This is a genomic window from Bacillus sp. TE9106W, assembly GCF_054062215.1.
In genome coordinates this window covers 213,098-229,408 of sequence record NZ_JBSSFA010000003.1, presented here as the reverse complement: position 1 = coordinate 229,408, position 16,311 = coordinate 213,098, and the positions used below count along the sequence as shown (strand labels likewise).

General features: G+C 34.3%; 16 protein-coding genes and 2 pseudogenes. 15 read left to right on the top strand and 3 right to left on the bottom strand.

The window, feature by feature from the left end; all coding sequences use genetic code 11:
- Positions 1 to 125: 125 nt before the first annotated feature.
- Positions 126 to 1,076, bottom strand: coding sequence for a metal ABC transporter substrate-binding protein (locus ACVWY7_RS07600; RefSeq protein ID WP_456523730.1), 951 nt, complete (start codon positions 1,074 to 1,076; stop codon positions 126 to 128).
- 267 nt (positions 1,077 to 1,343) lie between these two features.
- Between ACVWY7_RS07600 and ACVWY7_RS07595 the strand changes: the two genes are divergently transcribed.
- Both ACVWY7_RS07595 and ACVWY7_RS07590 read left to right on the top strand, forming a co-directional pair.
- The gene (locus ACVWY7_RS07595; RefSeq protein WP_000540929.1) at positions 1,344 to 1,493 is read left to right on the top strand and encodes a hypothetical protein; all 150 of its coding nucleotides are present in this window, start codon (positions 1,344 to 1,346) and stop codon (positions 1,491 to 1,493) included.
- 115 nt (positions 1,494 to 1,608) lie between these two features.
- Positions 1,609 to 2,268: an oxidoreductase gene (locus tag ACVWY7_RS07590; protein ID WP_001042743.1), complete on the top strand. Its 660-nt coding sequence runs from the start codon at positions 1,609 to 1,611 to the stop codon at positions 2,266 to 2,268.
- A 29-nt stretch (positions 2,269 to 2,297) separates the two neighbouring features.
- Here ACVWY7_RS07590 and namA read toward each other — a convergent pair whose 3' ends face one another.
- On the bottom strand, positions 2,298 to 3,335 hold the full coding sequence (gene namA, locus ACVWY7_RS07585) for an NADPH dehydrogenase NamA (RefSeq protein ID WP_001083631.1): 1,038 nt from the start codon (positions 3,333 to 3,335) through the stop codon (positions 2,298 to 2,300).
- Positions 3,336 to 3,469: 134 nt separating this feature from the next.
- On the opposite strand from namA, the gene ACVWY7_RS07580 reads away from it, so the two are divergent.
- The 6 genes and pseudogenes from ACVWY7_RS07580 (at position 3,470) to ACVWY7_RS07555 (ending at position 8,340) form a co-directional block, all read left to right on the top strand.
- The gene (locus ACVWY7_RS07580) at positions 3,470 to 3,922 is read left to right on the top strand and encodes a methylated-DNA--[protein]-cysteine S-methyltransferase (protein WP_000283897.1); all 453 of its coding nucleotides are present in this window, start codon (positions 3,470 to 3,472) and stop codon (positions 3,920 to 3,922) included.
- A gap of 7 nt (positions 3,923 to 3,929) precedes the next feature.
- The gene (locus tag ACVWY7_RS07575; protein WP_002080162.1) at positions 3,930 to 4,943 is read left to right on the top strand and encodes a DUF2628 domain-containing protein; all 1,014 of its coding nucleotides are present in this window, start codon (positions 3,930 to 3,932) and stop codon (positions 4,941 to 4,943) included.
- A gap of 76 nt (positions 4,944 to 5,019) precedes the next feature.
- Positions 5,020 to 6,681, top strand: coding sequence for a peptide ABC transporter substrate-binding protein (locus ACVWY7_RS07570; RefSeq protein ID WP_000824545.1), 1,662 nt, complete (start codon positions 5,020 to 5,022; stop codon positions 6,679 to 6,681).
- A gap of 58 nt (positions 6,682 to 6,739) precedes the next feature.
- Entirely contained in the window at positions 6,740 to 7,156 is a 417-nt protein-coding gene (gene fosB / locus ACVWY7_RS07565; protein ID WP_000911694.1) for a FosBx1 family fosfomycin resistance bacillithiol transferase, read from the top strand.
- 14 nt (positions 7,157 to 7,170) lie between these two features.
- A pseudogene (locus tag ACVWY7_RS07560) lies at positions 7,171 to 7,716 on the top strand (short-chain dehydrogenase).
- Between the two features lie 12 nt (positions 7,717 to 7,728).
- Positions 7,729 to 8,340 (top strand): annotated as a pseudogene (locus tag ACVWY7_RS07555) (phosphoserine phosphatase 1).
- A gap of 44 nt (positions 8,341 to 8,384) precedes the next feature.
- Here ACVWY7_RS07555 and exsB read toward each other — a convergent pair.
- Entirely contained in the window at positions 8,385 to 8,945 is a 561-nt protein-coding gene (gene exsB, locus ACVWY7_RS07550) for an exosporium protein ExsB (protein WP_042511427.1), read from the bottom strand.
- Positions 8,946 to 9,126: 181 nt separating this feature from the next.
- Between exsB and cotH the strand changes: the two genes are divergently transcribed.
- The 7 genes from cotH (at position 9,127) to ACVWY7_RS07515 (ending at position 16,209) form a co-directional block, all read left to right on the top strand.
- Positions 9,127 to 10,203 (top strand): spore coat protein CotH, encoded by a 1,077-nt coding sequence (cotH, locus tag ACVWY7_RS07545; RefSeq protein ID WP_000937989.1) that lies wholly within the window; start codon positions 9,127 to 9,129, stop codon positions 10,201 to 10,203.
- A gap of 105 nt (positions 10,204 to 10,308) precedes the next feature.
- On the top strand, positions 10,309 to 10,926 hold the full coding sequence (locus ACVWY7_RS07540) for an NUDIX hydrolase N-terminal domain-containing protein (RefSeq protein ID WP_000865617.1): 618 nt from the start codon (positions 10,309 to 10,311) through the stop codon (positions 10,924 to 10,926).
- Between the two features lie 104 nt (positions 10,927 to 11,030).
- Positions 11,031 to 11,633: a DedA family protein gene (locus ACVWY7_RS07535; RefSeq protein WP_000881206.1), complete on the top strand. Its 603-nt coding sequence runs from the start codon at positions 11,031 to 11,033 to the stop codon at positions 11,631 to 11,633.
- Between the two features lie 102 nt (positions 11,634 to 11,735).
- The gene (locus ACVWY7_RS07530; RefSeq protein WP_431174588.1) at positions 11,736 to 13,115 is read left to right on the top strand and encodes a putative polysaccharide biosynthesis protein; all 1,380 of its coding nucleotides are present in this window, start codon (positions 11,736 to 11,738) and stop codon (positions 13,113 to 13,115) included.
- Between the two features lie 184 nt (positions 13,116 to 13,299).
- Entirely contained in the window at positions 13,300 to 14,241 is a 942-nt protein-coding gene (locus tag ACVWY7_RS07525) for a magnesium transporter CorA family protein (protein ID WP_000932394.1), read from the top strand.
- Between the two features lie 198 nt (positions 14,242 to 14,439).
- Entirely contained in the window at positions 14,440 to 15,336 is an 897-nt protein-coding gene (locus tag ACVWY7_RS07520; protein WP_000418724.1) for a permease, read from the top strand.
- Between the two features lie 3 nt (positions 15,337 to 15,339).
- A complete protein-coding gene (locus ACVWY7_RS07515) occupies positions 15,340 to 16,209 on the top strand; it encodes a TIGR03943 family putative permease subunit (RefSeq protein ID WP_000488047.1) in 870 nt (289 codons plus the stop codon).
- Positions 16,210 to 16,311: the final 102 nt, after the last annotated feature.

The following is a 16,311-nucleotide window of genomic DNA, read 5'->3' as shown; positions in this document are numbered from 1 at the left end:
TCTAAAATGAACTACTCTTGATTCTTAAAGATTTTCTCATCTATATTAAAGTTAAAATAAAAAACTGTCTCCAAAAGGTCTTATTTAAAGACCTTTTGAGACAGCCTCTTCTTATCAAAAGTTGGTTAGTTAGTAGCTTCTTTCAATGTGTTTACGTTTTCTTCCATTAAAGTGAAGTAATCTTTATTGCTCTTCGCATCATTTTCAGAAATAGTAGCAAGATGATTTAAGCGTAAAACTTTTGTACCCGTTTCTTTTTGAATAACGGATGCTACTTTTGGAGTAGAGAATGTTTCAAATAAAATATATTTTAGATTATGTTCTTTTACTGTTTTTGTAATATCAGCAAGCTGTTTTTGAGAAGGTTCATCAGAAGCTGAAATACCAGCGATAGCAATTTGTTTTAGGCCATAGCGTTGTTCCCAGTATCCATAAGCTGCATGAGAAACTAAAATATCTTTCGTTTTTGCATTCGCAACAACTGCTTTAAATTGATCATCTAAATCAGTAAATTTTGTTTGAAGTGCTGCAAAGTTTTTTTCGAATTCTTGTTTATGGTCAGGTTGTAATGCTACAAGTGCATTTTTAATTTTTTCTGCTTGTTTCATTGCTAGAGTAGGGTCTAACCAAATGTGTGGATCTTTATCGTGATGATGTTCCTCTTCTTTATGGCCGTCTCCGTGATCATGATGCTCTTCTTCAGTAGAAGTACGCAGTTCAATACCTTTTGATGCATTTACAATTTTAACATTTTCTTTTTGTAATGATTTTTCCATTTTTTCAGCAAATGGCTCTAATTCAGCTCCGTTATAAACGAATAAATCGGCTTTTGCAACTTGTACTGTTTGTTTCTGACTTGGCTCAAATGTATGAGAATCTGCACCAGGTGGGTAAATCGCTTCAACAGTTACATAGTCGCCACCAATTTTTTTTGCGAAATCTGCAAGAGGAAAAATAGTTGTATAAACAGTTAGCTTTCCGTCTTTCTTGGCATTACCTTCTTTTGTATTTGAGCAGCCAGTAAAAATTAAAGTGAAAATAAGTAAGAATGAAAATATAGTCAATCTTTTAGGCATGAAGTTCTCCTCTTTTCTTTTTTTACGGATATATTTTCCCCAATTATAGAAGAAAAATATCATTTTAATACAAAACGGAATAATTACGTTTTAGTTTGCGAACTTAGTATAATACATCTTTTATAAAGTTGCAATAAATAATAATCATTCCGATTTGATTTTGTTATAAAGTTGTCAAATATAGATGTGTTATTTTTGCGGATACATGCATATGTGACAACGCTGTGTTCATATATATGAAAGGAGGGTGTAGAGGGGGATGAGTGCTTGGGTTACTTAATGGAAGCTATTTTATTGATATTAGCGGTAGTATTACCGTTAGCCGTAGTCTTAATTTTTTTAAGCAGATTAATAAGTAATTTAGGAGATGCATCAACAGTCACAAAATTACGAGAGAAAGATGAGAAAAAAGAGTGAGTAAAGCACTATGCGTACGCATAGTGCTTTACTTGTGGTAAAATGAGAGAAGGAAACTCCTAAAAGTTGTACGTTACTGAAGGAGAGAAAAGTAAAATAAGAGGTATATGCATATATGAATAAGCGAACAGCGTTAGTACTTGGTGCAAGTGGTTTAGTTGGACAAGAGATAACGCGTCTATTACTTGAATCAGATTACTACGATTCGGTTACTATTTTTGTAAGAGAACCAATCCAATGGCAACATGAAAAGTTACAGCAAAAACAAGTGGATTATTTGGCATTAGAGGAATATAAAGAGTTCTTTGCTGTAGATGACGTATTTAGTTGTCTAGGAACAACAATCAAAAAGGCAAAAACGAAGGCAAATTTCAAAAAGGTAGATTATGAATATACGTTACGAGCGGCTTGTTTAGCTGAAAAACAAGGGGTGCAAAATTTCCTTGTTGTGTCCTCAATGGGAGCAAATCCTAAATCGTTTTTCTTTTATTCACAAGTGAAAGGAAGAATGGAAGAGGAATTACAAAAGTTAGTAATCGGTGGTATTCACATTTTTAGACCATCTTTATTAGTAGGAAATCGACAAGAATTTCGCTTTGGTGAACGAATGGCGGAAAAATTATCTCGTATTATTCCTTTTATATTTAAAGGAGCATTCAAAAAGTATAAACCAATTTCAGCTAAAGATGTGGCGAAAGGGATGTATATAACTGCATTGCGAGAAGAATCAGGTATCCACATTTATAATTCGAATGAAATTACAACGATAGAATAAATAAAACCGAGAAGAAAAGCTTCTCGGTTTTATTTATTTGTACTGATTTTCCCAGGTGCTCGCTCGTATTGATACGGTTCTTCTAACTCAAAGCCAAGTTCATTGGCCGCTATTCTTGGGAAGTAAGGATTGCGAAGTAACTCACGTCCGATAAAAATTAAATCTGCTTCGTTATTAGTTAAAATTTGCTCTGCTTGTGCCCCGGTCGTAATCAATCCAACGGCACCAGTTGCAATGTTAGCATGTTCTTTAATATGTTTAGCGTATTGTACTTGATACCCAGGATAAACATCGATGCGTGCAGGTACAACAGCCCCAGAGCTACAATCGATTAAATCTACTCCTTGTTCTTTCATCCATTTCGTATATTGAATGTAATCTTGAACCGTTAACCCGTCAGGGTGATAATCATTTGCTGAAATACGAACAAATAATGGTCCGTTCCAAACTTCATTTATCGAGTCAATGATTTCGCGTAAGAAACGATAGCGCTTTTCAGGTGAACCACCATATTCATCAGTCCGCTTATTGGAAAGTGGAGAAAGAAATTCATTAATCAGATAACCGTGAGCACCGTGTATTTCAATCACGTCAAATCCAGCTTGTTTTGATCGTACTGCAGCTTGTTGAAACGCTAATATGGTATTTTTTATTTGCTGTATACTCATTTCTACTGGTATTTTCATAGTTTCATTAAACGGAATTGCGGATGGAGCGAGAGCATCCGTTTCTAATTCAGCTTTTCTTCCAGCGTGAGCGAGTTGAATGGCAGCTTTTGCACCGTTATCATGTATAAAAGTTGTCGTTTTATGTAAGCCTTCAATTAGACTGTCATCCCAAATACCTAAGTCTTTATTAGAAATTCGCCCTTCAGGTAATACGGCTGTTGCTTCAATCATAACTAAACCAACTTGACCAGCCGCTCTCGTTCCATAATGAATGAGATGGAAATTCGTTACTTGGCCATCCTCGTTTTCCGATGAATACATGCACATAGGTGACATAACAATTCGGTTTTTTAATGTAACGTCCTTAATTGTATAAGGTGAAAAAAGTTCGGAATTCATCCAATAGCCTCCTAGATTGAATTTTCTTATATTGTATCATTCTCTTTTTTGTTTTCACTAATAAAACGCTTATACGAAAAATTTTGTCTATTCGTGTTACAATAACAAATATGAATTGAATTGGAGGATGACATATGTATCAGGCTTATTATGAAAGTGAATTAGGCTTGCTAGAAATTACAGCGAACGATAAAGGAATTACGTCTGTTATATTTGTTGATGAGAGACAAGAAGAACGTACAAATGAAATGATAGATCAATGTATAAATGAGTTAGATGAATATTTTAAGGGGAAGAGAAAAGAGTTCACAGTTCCGCTGTCTGCTGAGGGAACATCATTTCAAAAAAATGTATGGGATGCGCTCTATACGATTCCTTATGGCGTAAGTGCTTCATATTTAGATATTGCAGAGAAAGTCGGAAATACGAAAGCTGTACGAGCAATAGGAGGAGCAAATAGTCGTAATCCAATTTCAATTATCGTTCCGTGCCATCGTGTAATAGGGAAGAGCGGGAAACTTGTTGGGTATGCGGGTGGTTTATGGAGGAAAGAGTGGTTATTAAAACACGAAGGTATTTTGAAATGACGTATGGATGGGAAGAGGGATTGTTTTGAAATGTATAAATTGTGGGCAACTTTGCGAGGGAAATCAGTTGAATTGTGAAAGTTGCCAGCGGACTTTACATACTGAACAGAGTGAAGGAAGCTCGCTAATAGACAAGGAATTAGAAGTATATGTAGGGAGACAATATCCGTATTACAAAAGGAAATGGAAGCTTGAGGAAAAGCGAATTGCTAGGTGGAGCTGGAATGGCTGGGCAGCTATTTTTAATGTAGGTTGGCTCGGATATCGTAAGTATTATTTACCTGCAGCTTTATTTATATTGTTATTATTAGCTTGTGATGCGTTTTCTTATTATATGGGCTTCAACGTAGCATTGCCGATCATTAATATGGTGCCTCTTACGTTCCTATTACTCGTTTTTATTTTATTTGGAATGGCGATTTTTGCGAATGGATTATATTATCAATTTGCAGAAAGGCGTATATATCGAATAAAAGCACGAGAAATTCAAGATGAATCGGTTGAAAAGTACCTTATTCGTGATAGGGGTGGGACGAGTAAAATGGGAGCAACAATCGTTACGATTTTAGCGGTTGCTAGTATTTTTTTCAGCCATTTCTTTTTCCCGACTGATCGAGATATTATTCAAAAAGTTCGTACAAGCTCGCTATATGAATATCCGTTCTTTTCCATTGGTGAATCGTTTGAAAATTATTTTAGAAATCCGGGTTGGGCATATTATCGTGGCACGGAAGGATTAGAATTGGTAGAGTTCCAAGGGGATAGTCCGGATATGCCAAGGAAAAAGGTTACGATCCAATTTATTGTTGATTATAAATTGGGTGAGATTGAGCCGTACTCACTTATGATTAATGGAGAATCTAAAAATGAAGAAGAGTTTTTGAAGATATTGGACGAAATATTTAAAGTTCAAAACCCATTTGATATAGAGGATGGATTGCAAGTAAAAGCAATAGAGAAAGAAGTGGATGGAAGAACGATCTATCCACTTCTTTTTTGTGTATACGAAAATAATATTTGAAATAATCTGAATCTTTTGTATAATAATATATATTATACTGGCTTTCATTTATACATATAGATTGGGGGAAGGAAGAATGAAGAGAAAGGTAACAACGATTGCTGCAGTTGCATTATCGACTAGTGTATTAGTTGCAGGTTGCGGAAATGGGGAGAAGGCATCTACAACGAAGAAAGAAGCAGGTAAGGGAGCAGCGGATAAGCAAGTATTAAACTTACTAGAAACAGCTGAAATTCCTTCAATGGATACGTCAAAATCAACAGACTCTGTATCATTCCGTGCCTTTGTAAATGCAATGGAAGGATTATATCGTTTAGATAAGGATAATAAACCAACTCCAGGTATGGCAAAAGATGTGAAAATTAGTGAAGATAAAAAAACATATACATTTGAATTACGTGATGCGAAATGGTCTAATGGCGATCCAGTTCGAGCACAAGATTTTGTATATGCATGGCAACGTACATTAGATAAAGCAACGGCAGCTGAGTATGCATTTATTTTATTTGATGTAAAGAATGCACAGAAAGTCAATAAAGGAGAATTACCGTTAGATCAATTAGGGGTGAAAGCGAAGGATGATAAAACATTAGTAGTAGAATTAGAACAACCAGCACCATATTTCCTTGAGCTTACTTCATTCCCAACATTTTTCCCTTTAAATGAAAAATATGTGAAAGAACAAGGGGATAAATATGCATTAGAAGCAGATAAACTATTATACAATGGCCCATTTGTAATGAGTGAATGGAAACATGAACGAAGTTATCAGTTAAAGAAAAATCCTAATTATTGGGATAAAGATACTGTGAAATTAGAAGAAATTAATGTGAATATTGTAAAGGAAACGAGCACGGGAGTAAATTTATATGATAGTGATCAAGCAGACCGAGTTATTTTAAGTTCTGAATTTGTTGATAAATATAAAAAGAATAAACCAGATGAATTTAAAACGAAGTTAGATCCGCGTATGTATTTCTTACGCTTTAACCAGAAAAATGCAACGTTTAAAAACCAAAAAGTTCGTGAAGCGATTGATCTGGCATATGATAAAAAAGGAATTGCAAATGTTATTTTAAATGATGGATCATTGCCAGCATACTTCCTAGTACCTGAAAAATTTACGACAGGACCAGATGGGAAAGATTTCCGTTCTGTAAATAAAAATTTCCGTGACAGTAAAGATAATGCAGCAAAAGCAAAAAAATTATGGGAAGAAGCGAAGAAAGAACTTGGCCAAGATACAATTACAGTAGAATTACTAAATGATGACAACGGTAGTCGGAAAAAAGTAGGAGACTTTATTAAAGAAGAGTTAGAGAAAAACTTACCTGGTATTAAAGTGAATTTGAAACAACAGCCATATAAGCAGAAGCTAGAGTTAGAAAAGAAATTTGAATATGAATTCTCTTTATCTGCATGGAGTCCAGACTATCCAGATCCAATGACTTATATTGATATGTTCGTTACTGGAAGCTCATTTAATGAAATGGAGTATTCTAATCCGAAGTATGATGAGTTAGTAGCAAAATCAAAAGGAGAGCTATTAAAAGATGATAAAGCACGCTGGAATGCACTTGCAGAAGCGGAAAAAATCTTAATTGGTCAAGATGCTGCCATTTCTCCTACGTACCAACAAAGTACCGCATACTTAGAGAAACCATACGTAAAAGGTATTGCAAATCATACGTTTGGTGGGGACTTCAGTTATAAATGGGCATATATTACAAAAAAATAGTATAATAAAAGATGAGTGAATTTTCACTCATCTTTTATTTATATAGGAGGAATTAAAGTTGTTAAAAGGAATCAATCATCTTTGTTTTTCAGTATCTAATTTAGAAGATTCTATTACATTTTACGAAAAAGTATTGGAAGGAGAATTATTAGTTAGAGGAAGAAAACTTGCATATTTTAATATATGTGGAGTATGGATAGCGCTTAATGAAGAAATACATATTCCAAGAAACGAGATTCATCAATCTTATACACATATTGCGTTTTCTGTTGAACAGAAAGACTTTGAACGTCTACTGCAGCGATTAGAAGAAAATGATGTTCATATTTTACAAGGAAGAGAACGGGATGTAAGAGATTGTGAATCTATATATTTTGTTGATCCAGACGGACATAAGTTTGAATTTCATTCAGGGACATTGCAAGAAAGGCTTAATTATTATAGGGAAGATAAACCTCATATGACGTTTTACTGAGGGGGCAAAGAAATTTGCATGCGTTAGTAATTGGTGGAACAGGAATGCTAAAGAGGGTTTCTATGTGGCTTGGTGAGAAAGGGTTTCATGTTTCTATTATTGGAAGAGATGAAGTGAAATTAGAAAATGTTAAACGGGAGAGTACTACACCTGAAAGTATCACATGCCTTCCGTTAGATTATCATCATGATGACGATATAAAGTTAGCTATTAAAAGCACAATTGAGAGGAATGGCGCAATAACATTAGTTGTCGCGTGGATACACGCAAGTGCAAAAGATGCGTTATCACTTATTTGTAGAGAATTGGACTTGTCGTCTGAAGTTTATAACGTTTTCCATATTTTAGGTAGTTAAGCATCAAGAATAGCTTCACAAAAAATAGGCGGTACGCGATGTAGCTATCATAGAATAATATTAGGTTTTATATTAGAAGATACATACGGAAGATGGCTTACTCATGAAGAAATATCGGATGGAGTAATAAAAGGAATTGAAAGTAAATGTGATGAATGGATTGTAGGACAAGTAGAACCGTGGGAATTGCGGCCAACATGGTAAGGGGGAATTGCAGTGAAGACAACAGTATATGTAACAAGGCATGGTGAAACGGAATGGAATGTAGCGAAGCGAATGCAAGGACGGAAAAATTCAGCTTTAACTGAAAACGGTATGTTACAGGCTAAGTAATTAGGAGATAGAATGAAAGATTTATCTATTCATGCGATCTATAGTAGTCCGAGTAAAAGAACCCTTCATACTGCAGAGTTAATAAAGGGCGAACGTGATATACCGATAATCGCGGATGAGCATTTCTATGAAATTAACATGGGTATATGGGAAGGACAGACAATTAATGATATAGAAAGGCAATACCCAGACGAAATACAATTGTTTTGGTATGAGCCACATCTTTTTCAGTCAACATCGGGTGAAAATTTTGAAGCTGTTCATAAAAGGGTAATTGAGGGGATGCAGCTTCTATTAGAAAAGCATAAAGGAGAAAGTATATTAATTGTCTCCCATGCGGCAGCGGCAAAACTACTTGTAGGACATTTTGCAGGTATTGAAATAGAAAATGTGTGGGATGATCCATTTATGCATAGTGCTAGTCTAAGTGTAATAGAATTTGAAGAAGGTAAAGGTGAAGTGAAGCAATTTGCAGATATAAGTCATTTTCAATAAACGTAAAAAAGGCCGCAAAACGGCCTTTTTTGTAGGGATAAAAACTAGCAATTACGTTTTTTATACCAGAAGTGATCGAATTTCTTGTTTTTGCAAGATGGGAATTTATGTCCGCCTTTGCAATCATTCCATTTGTGTCCATCATCGTGACAGTCTTTACCATGATCCCATGAATCATCACAAGAGCCACCGTGTCCATTCGGGAAGAATTCGCATTTTTTACAGTAACATCGTTTTGTCCAGTAAAATTTCTTTTCAAAGCGTACACATTTTGTAACGAATGTACAATGCTTTCTGCGAGTGCGTTTTGTAACTAAAACGCATTCTTTTCTACGTGTTACTTTCGTAACGAATGTCCATTTTTGAACGCGAACACGAGTACATTTCGTAACGAATGTCCACTTTTTAACGTGAGTACATTTTGTGACGAACGTACAATGTTTCACGCGAGTACATCTTGTTCTTGGGCATTTACAATCATCGCTACACTCAATTTTTGAAGAACAGTCGTCATCACATTCGAATGTACTTGGATCTTGGTGTAAGAAATCCTCCATCCCAGCACTTTTGATTTCCTCGACAGCTTTTCTAATATCACGTTTCATAGAAATCCTCCTTATCATGTATTTAATTGAAAAGGTATTCTTTTTCCTTAACAGGATATGTATGTAGGTATATTTCTGAACAGGACAAGAGTGTATTTTTATATAAATGGTTGATAGCGGATGTATGGACAAGGCGAAGTGCATACATTGAATGAAGAGAACTGAGAAGGGATGTGAAAATATGCTACCTTCATATGATTTTTTTATTCATCCAATGTACGTAGTGGAATTGAAAAAAGACATTTGGTCAGACAGTCCAGTGCCAGCAAAATTAACTTATGGAAAAAAGAAGTATGATATTGATATCGTATATCGGGGTGCTCATATTCGTGAATTTGAGAAAAAGTCTTATCATGTTATGTTTTATAAGCCAAAAAAATTTCAAGGTGCGAAAGAGTTTCATTTAAATTCTGAGTTTATGGACCCGTCTCTCATACGAAATAAATTATCTTTAGATTTTTTTCATGATATTGGTGTACTTTCACCAAAATCACAACATGTATTTATAAAAATTAATGGTCAAATTCAAGGAGTATATTTACAGTTAGAATCAGTTGATGAAAACTTTTTGAAAAATAGAGGATTACCTAGTGGTTCTATTTATTATGCGATAGATGATGATGCGAATTTCTCTTTAATGAGTGAAAGAGATAAAGATGTTAAGACTGAGCTTTTTGCGGGTTATGAATTTAAATATTCGAATGAACATAGTGAAGAACAATTGAGTGAATTTGTATTTCAAGCGAACGCTTTGTCGAGGGAAGCGTATGAAAAAGAAATTGGGAAGTTTCTAAATGTTGATAAGTATTTACGATGGTTAGCAGGCGTTATTTTTACACAAAACTTTGATGGTTTTGTTCATAACTATGCATTATACCATAACGATGAAACAAATTTATTTGAAGTGATACCGTGGGATTATGATGCGACTTGGGGGCGTGATGTACAAGGGAGACCGCTTAATCATGAATATATTCGTATTCAAGGTTATAACACGTTAAGTGCAAGATTGTTAGATATACCTGTATTTAGAAAACAATACCGAAGTATTTTGGAAGAAATATTAGAAGAACAATTTACGGTTTCATTTATGATGCCGAAAGTAGAAAGTTTATGTGAAGCAATACGTCCTTATTTACTACAAGATCCATATATGAAAGAAAAATTAGAAATATTTGATCAAGAACCTGGTGTGATTGAGGAATATATAAATAAAAGAAGAAAGTATATACAAGATCATTTACATGAATTGGATTAATTTTGAAAGAGATTGGAACATTATCAATCTCTTTTTTTGTATAATAAAGATGTATGAATAAAATTGACGTAATATTTACTTAATAAAGAATAGGGATGTGGAAACATGAAGGTAAAATGGATTGATTGGGTAAAGCAAATACAATCTATAGCTCAAGCGGGTTTAACGTATTCTAAGGATGTATATGATATAGAGCGCTTCCAACAATTACGGGATATTTCCATTTCGATGATGTCACATTACACAAAGACAGATTGGGAAGTTGTAGAGAAGTTATTTGCAAGTGAGACAGGCTATCAAACACCTAAAGTCGATATAAGAGCAGTCGTTTTTCAAAATGAAAAGTTATTATTTGTGAAAGAAAAAAGTGATGGGAAATGGGCACTGCCAGGTGGATGGGCTGATATCGGCTATACGCCGACAGAAGTAGCAGCAAAAGAAGTTTTAGAGGAGACAGGGTTTGAAGTAGATGATTTTAAGCTACTCGCTATATTTGATAAAGAAAAACATCAACCATCGCCTTCAGCAACGCATGTATATAAAATTTTTATTGGCTGTAAAATTATTGGTGGTGAAAAGAAAACTAGTATTGAAACAGAAGATGTAGAGTTTTTTTGTGAGAATGAATTGCCTAATTTATCGATTGCTAGAAATACAGAAGAGCAAATCAAAGAAATGTTTGCCTACATGAAAGAACCTCAGAAAGAAACATTAATAGATTAATAATGCGTATGTCGGTGATATTGTCGGAATGAAGATATTGGCAGAATGCAACCTTTATGTAATAATGGGATGGTATGTGAAGAAAAAAGGAGATAGAAAATAAAATGTTAGCAAGCATAATAGATCAGTTATTGCAATTTTTTGCAAGTTTAGGTTACTTTGGAGTAGCGCTAGCTTTAATGATTGAAATTATCCCGAGTGAAATTGTACTTTCGTATGCTGGATTTTTAGTCGCAGATGGTAAGATTAGCTTTGTCGGTGCAGTTATTGCTGGAACAATCGGTGGTACATTAGCTCAAATCTTCTTATATTGGCTTGGATACTATGGAGGACGTCCAGTTGTAGAGAAGTACGGGAAATATTTACTTATTAATAAACATCATTTAGATATAGCAGAAAATTGGTTTAAGCGTTACGGAGCAGGAGTAATCTTTTCGGCGCGTTTTATCCCAGTCGTACGTCATGCAATTTCTATTCCAGCAGGATTAGCTAAAATGCCGTTAAAACTGTTTACACTGTATACAGTAGTTGCGATTATTCCATGGTCAATACTATTTATATATTTAGGTGAAAAGCTTGGTGGAAATTGGCGACATATTAAAGAGTATGCATCGGATTACACACATTACATAATTATAGGAGCGATTCTCTTTGTTGCTCTATACTTCGGTTTAAAATATTTCAAAAAGAAAAAAGCAGCGCGTTAAAGTCAATGATTTTTCATTGGCTTTTTTTATTTGTTTCGGTTCGGTTCTAAAAAAAAAGAGTTGTCCATAATGTATAATAATAAAGCGTAGCGGAGGAATGTGATGAAAGGGTCACCGTTTATACGTGGAACGATATTTTTAACGATGGCAACGATGATATCTAAAATGTTAGGGTTTATATATGTTATACCATTTACAGCTATGGTCGGTACGAGTGGGTATGTTTTATACACGTATGCATATCGTCCATATACAATTATGCTCAGCATTGCGACAATGGGACTACCACTTGCGGTTTCAAAGATGGTATCAAAATATGATCAATTAAATGATTATCATACGGTTAAGAGAGTGTTGAAAAGTGGAATTGTGTTTATGTTTATAATGGGAGTTATTTCGTGTTTTACGTTATATATGTTAGCTCCGCATTTGGCTAAACTTGTAATCGATGGAAATGATCAAACGGGGAATAGTGTAGCGGCGGTCACTACTAATATTCAAATTGTAAGTTTTGCGTTAATACTTGTACCAGTAATGAGTTTATTAAGGGGCTTTTTTCAAGGGTTTCAATCGATGGGTCCTTCTGCTCTAAGTGTAGTTGTAGAGCAATTTTTTCGGGTATTAACCATTTTGATAGGAAGCTTTGTCGTTTTATATATTTTAAAAGCTTCTATCTCACTAGCTGTTGGTATTTCAACGTTTGGTGCCTTTATGGGAGCAATAGGTGGACTAACTGTTTTAAGTGCGTATTACATAAGGAGGAGAAAGCACTTAAAGAAAAAAGAAATGGCGAGTATACCGCAAACAACGAAATCTTTTTTCTCACTATATAAGGAGCTCTTCACATATTCAATACCATTTGTTGTAGTTGGTTTAGCAATTCCGTTGTATCAGACAATTGACACATTTACAATTAATAAATTGCTTATACAAATAGGATATATGCAAGGAGAAGCGGAGAAGATTAATGCAATAATTGGACTTGTTCAGATGGTTGTACTTATCCCAGTTTCCGTTGCGACTGCTTTTAGTATGTCACTTGTACCTGAGATGACAAAAGCCTATACAGCAGGAAATGTGAAGTTACTGTACAAACATTTTACAAGGACAAATCTGTTAGTAGTAGGTATTACGGTACCCGCAGCAATTGGAATGATGTTGTTAGCAAAACCAGTATATACTCTTTTATTTGGTGCCGGAAATGATCCAGAGATGGGGAGAGTGATTTTACAGTATTATGCTCCTGCTTGTATACTATTTTCGCTTTTTACAGTAACAGCAGCGATGTTACAAGGAATTAATCAACAACAGAAAACAGTGCTAGGATTAGTAATTGGCATTATTGTGAAGATCGTTTTAAATATTGTATTGCTTCCTTATTTCGATTATGTAAGTTTTATTATTTCAACATACGCTGGTTATACGATTTCAGTTGGCTTTAACTTGTGGATGCTTTCTAAATATGTTATAAAGGCAACATAAGCTTTTTAAGGCAGAGAGCACTCTGTCTTTTTCTTTGTTCCTAATATTTTTCTTATAAAAACGTTTTCAAAATAATTTTTCTATTGAAATTTAAACGTATGTTTCATATGCTGAGAATGGTGGTTCAAAAACTGTTCTGTAAGAGAGGTAGATTCCTACATGTAAAAAGAATCGGGGTGATAGTATGTTAAATATTTATTTAACAGACCGAAACGGAAAACTACAAGAGGTTGAGGAAATGCAAAAGGGTTGCTGGATTAATGTACTTCATCCAACGGAAGAAGAAATTCAATATCTAGTACAAACTTTAAATGTAGACTTAGATTTCATTAAAGACCCTTTAGATGATGAAGAACGCTCTCGTATTGAAAAGGAAGACAATAATACTTTAATAATCGTGGATATTCCAACAGTTAGACATGATGAAGAAGGAAATTCGATTTATGACACGATTCCAATAGGTATGATTGTAATGCCAGATTGTTTTGTGACAATTTGTTTAGAGGAAAATCCAATTTTTGAACGTTTTATTAATCAACGTATCAAAGAATTTTATACGTTTAAAAAGACACGCTTTGCACTTCAGCTCTTATATACGATTTCTACTTATTATTTAAGATATTTAAAGCAAATTAACAGAAAAACAATCGATTTAGAGCATCAATTAAATAAGTCGATGAAAAATAAAGAGATTTTCACATTGCTAGGTCTTGAAAAAAGTTTAGTATACTTTACAACATCATTGAAGGCAAATAAAATTGTAATTCAAAAATTAATGCGTAACAGTACATTTTTAAAAATGTATGAAGACGATCAAGATTTATTAGAAGATGTATTAATTGAAAATAAACAGGCTATTGAAATGGCGGAAATATATAGTCATATTCTAAGTGGAATGATGAATACTTTTAGCTCTGTTATATCGAATAATTTGAACAGTGTTATGAAACTGTTAACGTCTATTACAATCATTTTATCATTACCAACAATGGTCTCTAGTTTCTTCGGAATGAACGTAAAGGTTCCATTTGAAGGTGAGGCTCAAGGTTTTGTAATTGTACTCATAATATGTGCAACATTATCTTGCGCTTTAGCATTTGTATTTTGGAAGAAACGTTACTTTTAACGATAAGAAAGCTGCTCTAGCATAGTTGTGTAACTGCGCTAGAGCAGCTTTTTTGCTATGAAATCCCAAATTTTGAATAGAATATAACTTATAAAATGTAATGTATATGAAAGGGATGAATTCCGTATAAGTCTTGTCCAATTAATAAAATGGGGTTAAAATTACATATTGTTAATGAAAAGTTGGAGGAAATACATCATGGAATTGTTTCAATTACCGAAAGCATTCCTGCAAATGAATACAATCTTTATCTCCATATTGATCGAAGCACTTCCTTTCGTGCTCATTGGTGTATTTATTTCAGGATTCATTCAAATGTTTGTGACAGAAGATATGGTAGCAAAATGGATGCCGAAAAACCGTTTTCTGTCTGTTTTAATGGCTACTTTTTTAGGTATGATGTTTCCTGGATGTGAATGTGGAATCGTTCCGATTGTAAGACGATTAATCGGAAAAGGTGTTCCGCCATATGCGGGGATTGCATTTATGTTAACTGGTCCAATTATTAATCCGGTCGTATTATTTGCAACATACGTTGCCTTTGGAAGTAGTATGCACATGGTATGGTATCGTTCTATTGTAGCGATTATCGTAGCAATCATCGTTGGAATTATCTTATCATTTATGTTTAAAGAACATCAATTACGAGATGATCACTTCCCAGAAGTGAATCATAAGCGTCCGTTACGTAAAAAAATGTGGGATGTATGTACGCATGCTGTTGAGGAATTTTTCTCGATGGGAAAATATTTAGTATTAGGAGCGTTAATTGCAGCTGCAGTTCAAACATTCGTACAAACTTCAACACTTCTTGCTATAGGACAAGGGCCGTTCTCTTCACCAGCTGTTATGATGGGACTTGCATATATCTTATCACTTTGTTCAGAAGCGGATGCGTTTATTGCTTCATCATTCCAAAGTACATTTTCAACAGCGTCACTTGTTGCGTTCCTTGTATATGGACCGATGGTGGATATTAAAAATATGTTTATGATGCTTGCGACATTTAAAACAAAATTTGTAATTGTCGTTACAGTTACAGTTACACTTGTTGTTTATGCAAGCTCACTACTCATTTATGCGATGGGGTGGTAGGTTATGTTTCGAGCATATATATTATTAGGTTTTACAATCTTAATCGCGCAGCTTCATATTTCAGGTAATATTACGAAGTATATCAATATGAAGTATGCCTATTTATCAACAACAGCAGCTATTATTTTAGGTTTCTTAACGATCGTTCAAATTATTATCGTTTTCCAAAAAGAACACGAGAAAGAACAAGGAAAACAGGATTGTAGTTGTGATCATAGCCATTGCGGGCATGACCATTCAAAAGATGAGAATACATGGTGGAAAAAAGCATTCTCGTACACATTGTTCTGTTTTCCAATTGTTTCGGGATTATTTTTCCCAATTGCAACGTTAGATTCAGATATAGTTAAGGCAAAAGGGTTTCATTTTCCTGTTGCACAAGCAGAAAGTACAGATCCATTTATGAGAAGGCAATTTTTAAGACCTGACACGAGTATATATTACGGAAAAGAAGGATACCGTGGTGTAATGGAGAAAGGGAAGAAAGAGTTTGTAACAAAGGATAGTGTTACTTTAAATGATGAAAACTTCCTAAAAGGAATGGAGACGATTTACAATTACCCTGGTGAGTTTACTGGGAAAAAATTATCATTTAAAGGTTTTGTTTTCAAAGATGATTCTTCTAAAAAAGAACAATACTTCTTATTCCGTTTCGGTATTATACATTGTGTAGCGGATTCTGGTGTATATGGTATGTTAGTGAAAAAGCCAGAAGGTGTAGAATGGAAAAACGATGATTGGATTCAAATAGAGGGAGAAATTTCTACTGAATTTTATCAGCCGTTCCATGCGAATATCCCTGTTTTAGAAGTAACGAAATGGAATAAAGTTGAACAACCAAAAGAACAATATGTATTTAGAGGAGCCGATTGATAACATCGGTTCTTTTTTATGGACTAAAGGTTCTGAATGTTGTTAATATTAAATGAGTAGTTGTAATAGGATCATACTGTTCAAGTGTGAATGGGGAAGGGA

Excerpts from the sequence above, each read along its gene's own strand:
- ACVWY7_RS07535 (WP_000881206.1), top strand. The coding sequence starts at position 11,031 with ATGTTAGCAAGCATAATAGATCAGTTATTGCAATTTTTTGCAAGTTTA.
- ACVWY7_RS07530 (WP_431174588.1), top strand. The coding sequence starts at position 11,736 with ATGAAAGGGTCACCGTTTATACGTGGAACGATATTTTTAACGATGGCA.
- ACVWY7_RS07590 (WP_001042743.1), top strand. The coding sequence starts at position 1,609 with ATGAATAAGCGAACAGCGTTAGTACTTGGTGCAAGTGGTTTAGTTGGA.
- ACVWY7_RS07515 (WP_000488047.1), top strand. The coding sequence starts at position 15,340 with ATGTTTCGAGCATATATATTATTAGGTTTTACAATCTTAATCGCGCAG.
- exsB (WP_042511427.1), bottom strand. The coding sequence starts at position 8,945 with ATGAAACGTGATATTAGAAAAGCTGTCGAGGAAATCAAAAGTGCTGGG.
- ACVWY7_RS07580 (WP_000283897.1), top strand. The coding sequence starts at position 3,470 with ATGTATCAGGCTTATTATGAAAGTGAATTAGGCTTGCTAGAAATTACA.
- ACVWY7_RS07600 (WP_456523730.1), bottom strand. The coding sequence starts at position 1,076 with ATGCCTAAAAGATTGACTATATTTTCATTCTTACTTATTTTCACTTTA.
- ACVWY7_RS07540 (WP_000865617.1), top strand. The coding sequence starts at position 10,309 with ATGAAGGTAAAATGGATTGATTGGGTAAAGCAAATACAATCTATAGCT.
- ACVWY7_RS07570 (WP_000824545.1), top strand. The coding sequence starts at position 5,020 with ATGAAGAGAAAGGTAACAACGATTGCTGCAGTTGCATTATCGACTAGT.
- ACVWY7_RS07575 (WP_002080162.1), top strand. The coding sequence starts at position 3,930 with ATGGGAAGAGGGATTGTTTTGAAATGTATAAATTGTGGGCAACTTTGC.
- ACVWY7_RS07525 (WP_000932394.1), top strand. The coding sequence starts at position 13,300 with ATGTTAAATATTTATTTAACAGACCGAAACGGAAAACTACAAGAGGTT.
- ACVWY7_RS07520 (WP_000418724.1), top strand. The coding sequence starts at position 14,440 with ATGGAATTGTTTCAATTACCGAAAGCATTCCTGCAAATGAATACAATC.
- namA (WP_001083631.1), bottom strand. The coding sequence starts at position 3,335 with ATGAATTCCGAACTTTTTTCACCTTATACAATTAAGGACGTTACATTA.
- cotH (WP_000937989.1), top strand. The coding sequence starts at position 9,127 with ATGCTACCTTCATATGATTTTTTTATTCATCCAATGTACGTAGTGGAA.